Here is a 10,766-nt window from a genome sequence, read left to right on the forward strand (position 1 = left end):
GAAAGCTTTCCCATCGGGCGGCTTTCGCCGGCAAGTGTGGCCTTCCGGCGCGCCGGGCGGCTGGATAAGGTGAACCCCGGAACGCCACCCCCGGAGGAAACATGACAAGCCGCCGCACCCTGTTCGCCGCCACGGCCGCGCTCTCAGCCTCCGGCCTTGCCGCCGGCCTGTCCAGCCGCAGCGCCTGGGCGCAGCAGATGTTCGAGAGCCTGTTCGTCTTCGTGCCCGCAGGCCCGGGCGGCGGCTGGGACGGGCTGGGCCGCGCCATCGAGCAGGCCTCCCGCCAGGCCGGCCTGGTCGGCAACTTCCAGTTCGAGAATGTCGGCGGCGCCGGCGGCATGGTCGGGCTGCCGCGCTTCATCAGCCAGCGCCGCGGCCGGCCGAACGCGCTGCTGGTGGGCGGCGCGGTGATGGTCGGCGCCGGCATCACCAACCGCACGCCCGTCAGCATCCGCGACGTGGTGCCGATCGCGCGCATGACGACGGAGCCGGGCATCATCGTGGTGCCGGCGAACAGCGAGATGCGCACGCTGGAGGATTTCACCAATGCGCTGAAGGCCAATCCGGGTGGCGTCGCCGTGGCCGGCGGCAGCGCCGGGGGCATCGACCACATCATCCTCGGCCTGATGCTGAAGTCGCTCGGCCGCAACGCGCGGGAGGCCAGCTACGTGGCCTTCGCCGGCGGCGGCCCGGCCCAGGCGGCGATCCTCGGCGCGCAGGTGAAGGCGGGCATTTCGGGGGTTTCCGAATTCGCCGAGCAGGTGAAGGCGGGCCGCATGCGGGCGCTGGCGACCACCGGCGAGACGCGCAGCCTGGACGGCGTGCCGACGCTGAAGGAAAGCGGCATCGACATCGTCATGGGCAACTGGCGCGGCCTGTTCGGCGCCCCCGGCATCAACGCCAACCAGCGCAAGGCCCTGGTGGACTACGTCACCGCCCTGCATGCGACGCCGCAATGGCGGGAGATCGTGCAGACCCGCGGCTGGGACGACGCCTTCCTGACCGGCGACGACTTCGCCCAGTTCCTCACCCGCGACCATGCCGAGACCGAGCAGGTGCTGCGCGACATCGGCCTCGCCAGCTGATGTCCGGACCCGTCGCCCCGGCGACACGGGGCGCCGACCTGGGCGCGGCGCTGTTCGTGCTGGGCGTCGGGCTGCTGGCGCTGTGGCAGACCACGGTGATCCCGGCCTCGCCGATCTATGCGCAGGTCGGGCCGAAGGTGGTGCCCTACCTGGTCGCTGGCTGCCTGGTGGCGCTGGGTGCCGGGCTCACGGCGGTCGCGCTGCGCGGCGGCTGGTCGCAGGACAATGAGGAGTTGGTCGGCGCCGCGCCGCTGAACCTGCGTTCGCTCGGCTTCCTGCTGGCCGGGCTGCTGGTGAACCTGGTGCTGATCGAGCCCTTCGGCTTCACCATCGCCGCCACCGCGCAGTTCGTGCTGGTCGCCGCCGCCTTCGGGTCGCGCGCGTGGCTGCGCAACGTCGTCATCGCCTTCGTGGTGGCGCTGTCCGCCTATGGGCTGTTCGTGAAGGGGCTCGGCGTGAACATCGGCGCGGGCGTGGTCGAGGCGCTGGTCTTCGGAGACCCCGGCTGATGAGCGCGATCGACGGGCTGATGCTTGGCTTCGGCCATGCGCTGACGCTGCATAACCTGGGCTGGGCGCTGCTCGGCTGCTTCCTCGGCACCGCCATCGGCGTGCTGCCGGGCATCGGGCCGGCGCTGACCATCGCGCTGCTGCTGCCGATCACCTACAGCGTCTCCGCCACCGGCGCCTTCATCCTGTTCTGCGGCATCTTCTACGGCGCGATGTATGGCGGCTCCACCACCTCCATCCTGCTGAACACGCCGGGCGAATCGGGCTCCATCATCACCGCGCTGGAAGGTGCCAAGATGGCGCGGAACGGCCGCGCCGGGCCGGCGCTGGCAACCTCCGCCATCGGCAGCTTCGTCGCCGGCACGGTGGGCACGCTGGGGCTCGCCTTCCTCGGGCCGATCGTGGTGGAGTTCGCGCTGCAGCTCGGGCCGGCCGAGTACTTCATGCTGATGGTGCTGTGCTTCGTCACCGTCTCCGCCGTGCTCGGCGGATCGGCCTTGCGCGGGCTGACCAGCCTGGGCTTCGGGCTGCTGCTGGGGCTGGTCGGCGTGGATCTGCTGACCGGGCAGCCGCGCCTGACCTTCGGCGTACCGGAACTGCTGGACGGGGTGAACGTGGTGCTGGTCGCCGTCGCGCTGTTCGCGGTGGGGGAGACGCTGTACCTCGCCTGGCGCTACGTCGAAGGCCCGGTGGAGGTGCGCCCGGTCGGCCGCATCATGATGACGCGCAGCGACTGGAAACGCTCCATCTGGCCCTGGATGCGCGGTGCCGGCATCGGCTTCCCCTTCGGCGTCATGCCGGCCGGCGGCAGCGAGATGCCGACGATGCTGAGCTACTACATGGAACGGAAGCTGGTGCGGCCGGAACATGCCCAGGAATTCGGCACCACCGGCGCGATCGAGGGCGTGGCCGGGCCGGAAGCGGCCAACAACGCCGCCGCCGCGGGCGTGCTGGTGCCGATGCTCACCCTCGGCCTGCCGACGAGTGCCACGGCCGCCATCATGCTGTCCGCTTTCCAGTCCTACGGCATCCAGCCCGGCCCGCTGCTGTTCACGACGCAGGCGGATCTGGTGTGGACGCTGATCGCCTCCCTGTTCATCGCCAACGTCATGCTGGTGGTGCTGAACCTGCCGCTGGTCGGGCTGTGGGCGCGCATCCTGAAGATCCCGCAGCCGCAATTGTACGCCGGCATCCTGGTCTTCGCGACCATCGGCACCTACGGCATCAGCAACTCCGTCATCGACCTGGTGCTGCTGTACGGCATCGGCATCATCGCGATGTTCATGCGGCGCTTCGACTTCCCGGTGGCGCCGGTGGTGATCGGCATGATCCTGGGGCCGATGGCGGAACAGGCGATGCGGCAGGCGCTGACCATCAGCGAGGGCAACTGGAGCGTCTTCGTGACGCGGCCGATCAGCCTGGTGATCCTGCTGCTGGCCCTCGCGGCCTTGGCCGGACCGCGGCTGTACGGGGTGTGGGCGCGCCGCGCGGCCTGATCAGGCGGCGGGCGTTCCCTTCGCCCGCCTGCGGCGCCGTCCGAGGACGGCGATGCCGGCCAGCCCCACGCCGAACAACGCCAGGGAGGCGGGCTCCGGCACCGGTGTCGCGCCGTCCGCCGCCCGCAAGGCCACCAGATCGGTCAGCCGGAAGAATGCCGCGTCGTCGATGCCGATCAGACCCGGCGTCCAGGTCACCGTCAGCGTGTTGGTCGGCGCCGCGAAGGTCCTTCCCCAGAAGCCGGACCAGATGTTCGACGGCGGACGACCCTCCTGATAGCCGAGCATCTTGGTTGGGTCGAAGTAGGTCTCGGGAAAGTCGAAGAACGGGATGTCGCTCAGCCGGCTCATGGCGCTGGTGCTTGTCGACAGCAGCAATTGCCCGGCCAGCCCGATGATGTCGAAGGGCAGCGTGTAGGTGACGGTGTGTGCGCCGAGGCACCCGGAGAAGGCGGAGAGGCAGTAGAAATAACCCGCCATCTGGCCGGCGGCCCCGCTGGGGAAGGGCGTCGGGAGGACGTCCCGGCGGCCGAAGGGCGTCGGCTGCTGCGGCAGGCCGTCGATGTTGACCGGGACGGGCGTGCTGTAGGTCGCCGCGGTGTAGGAGCCGAAGAAATCGGTGGCGACGATGGCCTGGCCGGGCATCGTCGTCAGCGTGGCGCCGGCCAGGACATTCGGGACAACGGCATTGGCTTGCCAGTCGCCGCTGCTCAGGAAGGGCGCGGCCTCGGCGGCGGGCGGGGCGGCGAGGACGGCGGCCAGGGCCGCGGCGGTGACAAGCAGGCCGGCAGCCCTGCCGCGGGATGGACTCAAGCGGGCTCTGCGCTGGCGCGCCCCGGAGTGGCGAGGCTGGTCTGGCCGCCGTTCCCGCTGCATGAGGCGTTGCATGATTTGTCCCGTCTCCAGCCTGGACGTGAAATTCAAATCGACCCGACGCTATGCTGCGAAGGGACTGGAATTCAACTGCCGTCAGTTGGAAGGATTACTGTGGGGGCGGCAGGGCGCAGGCCCTGACCAGCAGATCGACCAGGTCGTCCGCCACCTCCGGCGTCCAGAACGGGTGGCCCGGCAATTCCGTCGCCAGGGCACAGAAGCCGTGCACCGCGGCCCAGGCCAGCGCCAGGCGGGACCGGAGGGTGCGTTCATCCGCCCCCGGCAGCAGCGCCGCCATCGCCCGGTCCAGCGGCAGGCGGGCGGCGGTCGCGGCCTGGCGCCAGGCCGGGTCCGAGGTGTCGATCAGGTCGGTGCGGAACATCAGGCGGAAATGCGCAGGGTTGTCGCGGGCGAAGGCCAGGTAGCCATGGCCGGTCGCGGCCAGCACGGTGCGCGCATCGGCACCGGGCGGCAGCGCCGCCACCGCCGCCTCCATCGCCGCGCGCAGGCGGGCGGAGCGTTCCGTCGCGAAAGCGGTCAGCAGGCCGCGCTTGTCGCCGAAATGCGGCGCGGCGGCGGAGTGGGAGACGCCGGCGCGGCGGGCGCATTCGCGCAGCGTCACCGCCTCCGGCCCCGCCTCCAGCACGATCTCGGCCACGGCATCGAGCAGGGCGCGGCGCAGGTCGCCATGGTGGTGCCGGCCGCGGGCCTTGGGCGTGAGGGTCATGTGACCAAGTGTGACGCGCGACTTCCAACTTGACAATGGACAGTTCTCCTTGCGACAAACTGACCAATGGAAAGTTGGAGATGACGATGCCGCTCGAAGCCCTGTTCTCCGCTGCCGGCGCCCTGGCCATGGCCGGCTGGCTGGCCCTTCTGGTGGTGCCGCGGCGGCGCTGGGCCAATTGGTGGGTCGGCGGCCTCGCGGTGCCGGGCGCCCTGTCGGTGCTGTATGTCGCGCTTCTCGCCATCCACGCCCCTGGCGCATCCGGCGGCTTCGGATCGCTGGCCGAGGTCGCGGAGTTGTTCGCCACGCCCGGCCTGCTGCTGGCCGGCTGGATCCACTACCTGGCCTTCGACCTGTTCATCGGCGCCTGGATCTGCCGGCGCGGCGCGGCGGAGGGTGTGAACCCCTGGCTGGTCCGCCTCTGCCTGCCGCCGACCTTCCTGGCCGGGCCGGCCGGGCTGCTGCTGTTCCTCGGCCTGCGGGCCTTCCGGGGCGCCAGCCGATGAGCGCGATCCTCACCGAACTGCATCGCCGCCAGCCCCTGCTGGCCTGGGCCGGCTGGGTCGCGCTCGCCACGCTGGGCCTGTGCCTCGTGGCGATGGCGCTGGACGGGCGGACCTTCAACGGCCTGTCCGTCTGGACCAAGCCGGCCAAATTCGCGGCCTCCTTCGTGCCGTGGTTCTGGACGCTGGCCTGGGCGTGGGGCGTGCTGGCGCCGGAAGCGCGGCGCGGCTTCGCGGCCGGCCTGGTGCTGTGGGTCACGCTGGCTGCCGCGCTGTACGAGCAGGGCTGGATCACCTGGCGCGCCGCGCTCGGCCTGCCCAGCCACTTCGCGGAGGATCCCCTCGGCGCCCTGATGTACAGCCTGATGGGCCTCGGCGCCGTGCTGCTGGTGGCGATGGCGGCGCTGCTCGGCGTGCTGGTGCTGCTGCGCGGAGACCAGGCGCAGCCGCGACCGTGGCGGCTGGCGGTGGGCGCGGGGCTGGTGCTGTCCGGCGTGCTCGGCGGCTTCACCGGCATGGCGATCTCGGCCCAGGCGACGCCGCTGGTGGGTGGCGGCGCGGGCGGCCTGCCGCCCTTCTACTGGTCCAGCACCGGCGGCGACCTGCGCGTGGCGCATTTCCTGGCGGTGCATGCGATGCAGGCGCTGCCCGCGCTCTGGCTGCTGACCCGCACCGGCGCGGTGCAGGTCTGGCTTGGCGCGCTGGGTTGGATGGTCCTGACTCTGGGCACCTTCGCCCTGGCCCGCGCCGGCCTGCCGCTTTCGGTCTGAGCCGCCGCACGCCCGCCATCATCCGCCTCCATATCGCAGGCGTGCCGACCGAATCGCCCCTGCTGCGCCGCAGTGTCTTCGCTGCCCTGGTCCTGGCCCTGGCCGCGCTGCTGGCCTGGCTGCTGCTGCGGGCGCTGCTGCCGGGAGGCATCTCGGCCATCGAGGCGCTGATCCTGGCCTGCATCGCCTTCACCACGCCCTGGGCGGCATTGTCGGCCGCCAATTCGCTGGTCGGCCTCGCCATCCTGCTGGGCGCGCGCGACCCGCCGGCCGCCGTGCTGCCGGCCCTGGCCCGCATCCGGCCCGGCCCGCCCCGAAGCACCACCGCGTTGCTGGTCTGCCTGCGCAACGAGGATATGGACGCGGTGCTGCCGCCCCTGGCACGGCTGCTGGATGGCCTCGCCGCCGCCGGCGCCGCCGACCGGTTCCGGCTGTGGCTGCTGTCCGACACCCAGGATGCGGCGGCCGCCGCGGCCGAGGAAGCCGCCATCGCCGCCTTCGCCGCGCGCCACCCGGCCACCCGCTATCGCCGCCGCGCCGAGAATACCGGCTTCAAGGCCGGCAACGTGATGGACTTCCTCGACCACCACCTGACGGACGAGGCGTATTTCCTGACGCTCGACGCCGACAGCGTGATGATGCCCAAAGCCGTGCTGCGCCTGGTCGCGATCATGGAGGCCGAGCCGAAGCTCGCCATCGTGCAGCAGCTCATCGTCGGCCGGCCCGCCACCGCGGCCTTCCCGCGGCTGTTCCAGTTCGGCATGCGCGCCGGCATGCGCGCCTGGGCCACCGGGCAGGCCTGGTGGCAGATGGATGCCGGACCCTATTGGGGCCACAACGCCATCCTGCGCGCCGCCCCCTTCCGCGACCATGCGAAGCTGGAGGCGCTGCCGGATGGCAGCCGCATCCTGAGCCACGACATGGTGGAATCGGTGCGCCTGCAGGCCGCCGGATGGGCGGTGCGCTGCCTGCCGGCGGAGGAGGGCAGCCTGGAGGCCAACCCGCCCGCCCTGCCGGAATTCCTGCGTCGCGACGAACGCTGGGGCGCCGGCAACATGCAGTATTTTCATCTGCTGCGCCTGCCGGCCTTCACGGCGCTGGGGCGGCTGCAACTGGTGCAGGCCATCCTGCTGTTTTTGGGCGCGCCACTTTATGCGCTGGCGCTGGCGCTGGCGGCGGTGAACGCCGTGACGGGCGGCGGCGCGGACACGCCGATGGGCGCGCTGGCGCTGGCCGTCCTGGCGCATTGGCTCTGCTACTTCGCACCCAAATTCGCCGGATATGCGCAGGCGCTGGTGCAGCGGCGGGTCGCCGGGACCTATGGCGGCCGCGCCGCCTTCGCCCGCGGCGCATTGACGGAAATCCTGTTCATGCAGCTGTTCGAGCCGCTGTCGACGCTGAACAAGGCGATCTTCCTGGTGGCATTGCCCTTCGGCGCCCGCACCGGCTGGCTGCCGCAGAACCGCGCGGATCGTGGTGTCGCCTGGGCCGATGCGGCGCGGCTGCTATGGCCGCACACGCTGCTGGGCCTGGCCGCCACCGCCGCCTTCGGCGCCACATCCGCCGCCGCCCTGGCCCTGGCGCTGCCCTTCACCCTCGGCCCGGTGCTGGCGATTCCGCTCTGCGTGCTCAGCGCCGATCCTGGCGTTTCCGCCTGGCTGCGCCGCCGCCGCATCGCCGCGACGCCGGAGGAGCTGGCCGGCGCCGCCTGATCCGTGTTGAGGCTTCCGCAACCACGCCGATGCTAGGGCTCGCCCGAGATGGCAGGCGAGGCGAAGGCGGCGATGACCCTGGTGCCCACGGATCCGTTCCTGGACGAGGCCGGCCTGTTCGAGGCGGCATCGAACGCCTCCGCCACCGCGCTCGACACCAGCCTGTTCATCCGGGTGATCCAGACCTTCTTCAATCCGCCCACCAGCTTCTACCAGAACCTGCAATCCGGCAGCTTCTCCGCCTCGGAACAGGCGGCGATGCTGGAGGCGGCGCGGGACGACTTCACCATCGTGCAGACCTTCCTGATGATGCCTGAGGTCTATGCCGGCCCGGTCGCCCATATCCGCTTCCAGTATCTCGGCTCGGCGGCCGGCGACGTGGTGATCGGCACCTCGGCCAACGACTTCATCAATCCACTGGGCGGCGACGATGCGGTGGATGCCGGCCCGGGCGACGACGTGGTGGACGGCGGCACCGGATCGAACTTCCTGACCGGCGGTGCCGGGCAGGACGTGTTCTTCCTGGATGGCCGCGGCGGCTCCACCACCTGGAGCACCATCACCGACTGGGAGTCCGGGGAACAACTCAGCCTCTGGGGCTGGCGGCCCGGCACCAGCACGCTGGCCTGGGTGACCAGCGCCGGGGCGGAGGGCTACAAGGGGATCACCGCGCATGCCGACCTGAACGCCGACGGCATCATCGATGCCAGCGTCACCTGGTCCAACCGCACCGCCGCGGACCTGCCGGCCGCGAGCCAGTTCGACGACCTGCTGTGGTTCGTCTGAGCTACCGCAGGAAATCCCGGAAGCCGTCCAGCAGGGCCCTGTCGCGGCCCTCCCGGGTCACCTCCCACAGCGGGTTGTCCACCGCCAGCCGCGCGCCGCCATCCCGCGTCACGCCGCGCACCACCACCGGCGTCACCGCCCGCGTCTCGATCCCGAACAGGTCGAGCGGGATGCGGATGAAGATGCCGCGGTCGAAGCTGCCCTCGCCGAACTGGCTGAACGGCACGTCGGTCAGCGTCGCGAAGCCGCCGATCTCGATGCCGCTGGCGAAGCGCCGGCCGATCTCCACCGTGCCACCCCAATCCCCCGCCAGGTAGCGCCCGGCCCGCACCACGCCATACAGGTTGAACCAGGGCAGGTCGGCATAAGCCGAGACATGGCCGGTGGTGGTGGCATAGCCGAGCACGCCGAGGCGCTGGTCGTAGTCCCGCTGCGCCACCTGCGCGACATCGACGCCGAGCGCCCAGGCGCGGTCCCGCGGCCGCCACAGCACCTCCGCCGCGACGCCCGCGAACATCGGCTCCAGGTAGCCCGCGCTGACCCGCGCGAAGATGTCCGGGCCGAGGCCCCAGATGCGCTCCGCGTACAGCGCCGGGATCGAGGTCTCGCCCTCCCGCGCATAGCGTGCCACCTCGCTGCGCACCCGCGGCAGCACGCTGTCGGAAGCCGGGGCGCCGCCGAGATTGCCGCCCAGCGCCTGCGCCAGGCTGCCGGCCAGCGCGACGCCGTGCCCGATCTCCCACCGCGCCCCGGCCACCGCCGCCACCTGCCAGCGCAGCGTCCGCGAGGGATCGCCGAGCAGCACGGAAACCCGTGGCTCCAGCCCCCAGGAAAAGCCGGTGCCGCCATCCATCAGCCCGAGCGCATCGGCCCCGGCCGGCTCCAGCGTCGCCGCGAAGAACATCTCCTCCGCGCTGCCGGCGCCGGCAGAGGCCGCCTCCATGGCGCGCCGCGGCAGGACGATTCGGGCAATCTCGACGCCCGATTGGCGCCAGGACAGGCGAAGCTGTTCCACCGCCGGCGGCAGGTGCGGCTGGGCAGCCCGCAGCACCCGGCCGGCTGCACCCGCCAGCCGGCGCTGGCGGCCGCCGGCCACGGCGATGAACGCCTCGCCGCCCGCGATCCGGACGGAGACCGGCCGGAAGCCGGCGCCGCGCAGCGCCCGGGCCACCGCGGCTTCCGGATCGGCGCTCGGCGCCAGCGGCCGCGCCCCGAGCGCCGGCAGCGCCTCACGCTCCGGCACCAGGTCCGGGTCGAGCCGCGCCGAGACGCGGAACAGCAGGTCGGTGCCATGCACGAAATCCACCCCGGCATCGAGCCAGCCATTCGACCAGTGCAGCCCGCCATTCACCCGGCTCGCGGCTTCCCCGCGCAGCCCGGTGCGCCGCGCCGGCCAGCCACCGCGCTCGTCGCGCAGCGCGTCGCCAGAAAACTCGATCTTGGCGCGCAGGCCCTCGACGCTGCCGAGCGGCGTCCAGAACTCCGGCAGGGAATATTCCAGGCCGCCGAACAGCGCGGCCTGGTCGCCGCGGAACAGCGCGAAGCGGTTGATCGTGCCGCCCTCGCCGACCTCCCGCGGCCGGGCCTCGAAGCGCGGCGAGATCACCGTCAGCGGGTTGGACAGGTCATCGCCGGTGCCCATCCGACCCCAGCCCAGGCCGAGCGTCGCATCCCAGCGCCCGAAGCGCTTCGAGGCGACCAGGTACTCCGCCGCATACAGCCCGGTGCCGATGAAATCCTGCAAGCCCACCGCCACCGCCGGCAACCAGTCGCTCTCCGCCACCAGGCGCAGCTTCAGGTCGAAGGCACGGTCGCTGGTCATGCCAGCGCCGGTCGTGCCGTCCAGCCGCTCCGCCAGCCGATACGTCGCCTCCAGCCAGGGCAGCGCCTGCCAGTTGATGAAGTGGAAGCGCCGCTGGTGCCGCAGCGAAGAACCTGCCTCCACCACCCCATCCGGCCGGAACCGCGCATTGCGGGTCTCGACCAGCCCCACCCCACCGAAGCTCGACCCGGTCCCGGGCACCTCCTGCGCGCCGGCGATGGCGGGCAGGAGCAGCGTGAGGAGGGCGGCGACGGCGATTGCAGGGGGACGCCGTCCCCCTGCACCCCCTGCCAGGTGGCAGGGCCACCTGGACCGCCAGGGTTTCAATGCAGGAAGGGAGGGGGCCGAAGCGCCCCCTCCCTTCCTGCATGTGATGGCGGGGTCCGGGGAGACCCTGTCTCCCCGGCGGGGGTGCGGGGGGGGCGCCCCCGCGAACAAACCCCGCCCCCCCCCCCCCACACAGCTCCCACGCGATCACCACCA

Annotated in this window: 10 protein-coding genes; 7 read left to right on the top strand and 3 right to left on the bottom strand. The window is 71.9% G+C overall.

Features of this window, described 5'->3' with window-relative positions; translation table 11 throughout:
- Positions 1-101: 101 nt before the first annotated feature.
- Genes ACFHPP_RS20505 through ACFHPP_RS20515 form a run of 3 tightly spaced genes read left to right on the top strand, consistent with a single transcriptional unit; the run spans position 102 to position 3,090 of the window.
- Positions 102-1,085: a Bug family tripartite tricarboxylate transporter substrate binding protein gene (locus ACFHPP_RS20505; RefSeq protein WP_437165097.1), complete on the top strand. Its 984-nt coding sequence runs from the start codon at positions 102-104 to the stop codon at positions 1,083-1,085.
- Entirely contained in the window at positions 1,085-1,594 is a 510-nt protein-coding gene (locus tag ACFHPP_RS20510; RefSeq protein ID WP_437165098.1) for a tripartite tricarboxylate transporter TctB family protein, read from the top strand. Before ACFHPP_RS20505 ends, ACFHPP_RS20510 begins: the two co-directional genes overlap by 1 nt.
- On the top strand, positions 1,594-3,090 hold the full coding sequence (locus ACFHPP_RS20515) for a tripartite tricarboxylate transporter permease (RefSeq protein WP_437165099.1): 1,497 nt from the start codon (positions 1,594-1,596) through the stop codon (positions 3,088-3,090). The genes ACFHPP_RS20510 and ACFHPP_RS20515 overlap by 1 nt, the downstream gene beginning before the upstream one ends.
- On the opposite strand, the gene ACFHPP_RS20520 is transcribed toward ACFHPP_RS20515, so the two are convergent.
- Both ACFHPP_RS20520 and ACFHPP_RS20525 read right to left on the bottom strand, forming a co-directional pair.
- Complete coding sequence (locus ACFHPP_RS20520) at positions 3,091-3,903, bottom strand: PEP-CTERM sorting domain-containing protein (protein ID WP_437165100.1); 813 nt, start codon at positions 3,901-3,903, stop codon at positions 3,091-3,093.
- 169 nt (positions 3,904-4,072) lie between these two features.
- Positions 4,073-4,690 (bottom strand): TetR/AcrR family transcriptional regulator, encoded by a 618-nt coding sequence (locus ACFHPP_RS20525; RefSeq protein WP_437165101.1) that lies wholly within the window; start codon positions 4,688-4,690, stop codon positions 4,073-4,075.
- 80 nt (positions 4,691-4,770) lie between these two features.
- Here ACFHPP_RS20525 and ACFHPP_RS20530 point away from each other — a divergent pair, with 80 nt between their 5' ends.
- From ACFHPP_RS20530 to ACFHPP_RS20545, 4 genes are all read left to right on the top strand, one after another.
- A complete protein-coding gene (locus ACFHPP_RS20530; protein ID WP_437165102.1) occupies positions 4,771-5,196 on the top strand; it encodes an ABA4-like family protein in 426 nt (141 codons plus the stop codon).
- Positions 5,193-5,963, top strand: coding sequence for a hypothetical protein (locus tag ACFHPP_RS20535; protein WP_437165103.1), 771 nt, complete (start codon positions 5,193-5,195; stop codon positions 5,961-5,963). The genes ACFHPP_RS20530 and ACFHPP_RS20535 overlap by 4 nt, the downstream gene beginning before the upstream one ends.
- Positions 5,964-6,004: 41 nt before the next feature.
- Positions 6,005-7,675 carry a glucans biosynthesis glucosyltransferase MdoH gene (gene mdoH / locus ACFHPP_RS20540; RefSeq protein ID WP_437165104.1) on the top strand — a complete coding sequence of 557 codons (1,671 nt, stop codon included), beginning with the start codon at positions 6,005-6,007 and terminating at the stop codon, positions 7,673-7,675.
- A gap of 72 nt (positions 7,676-7,747) precedes the next feature.
- Entirely contained in the window at positions 7,748-8,461 is a 714-nt protein-coding gene (locus tag ACFHPP_RS20545; RefSeq protein ID WP_437165105.1) for a hypothetical protein, read from the top strand.
- 1 nt (position 8,462) lies between these two features.
- Here the strand turns inward: ACFHPP_RS20545 and ACFHPP_RS20550 are convergent, their stop codons facing one another.
- Positions 8,463-10,484 carry a YjbH domain-containing protein gene (locus ACFHPP_RS20550; protein WP_437165106.1) on the bottom strand — a complete coding sequence of 674 codons (2,022 nt, stop codon included), beginning with the start codon at positions 10,482-10,484 and terminating at the stop codon, positions 8,463-8,465.
- Between the last annotated feature and the right edge of the window lie 282 nt (positions 10,485-10,766).

The organism is Falsiroseomonas sp. E2-1-a20, assembly GCF_051433195.1.
Lineage (GTDB): Bacteria > Pseudomonadota > Alphaproteobacteria > Acetobacterales > Acetobacteraceae > Falsiroseomonas.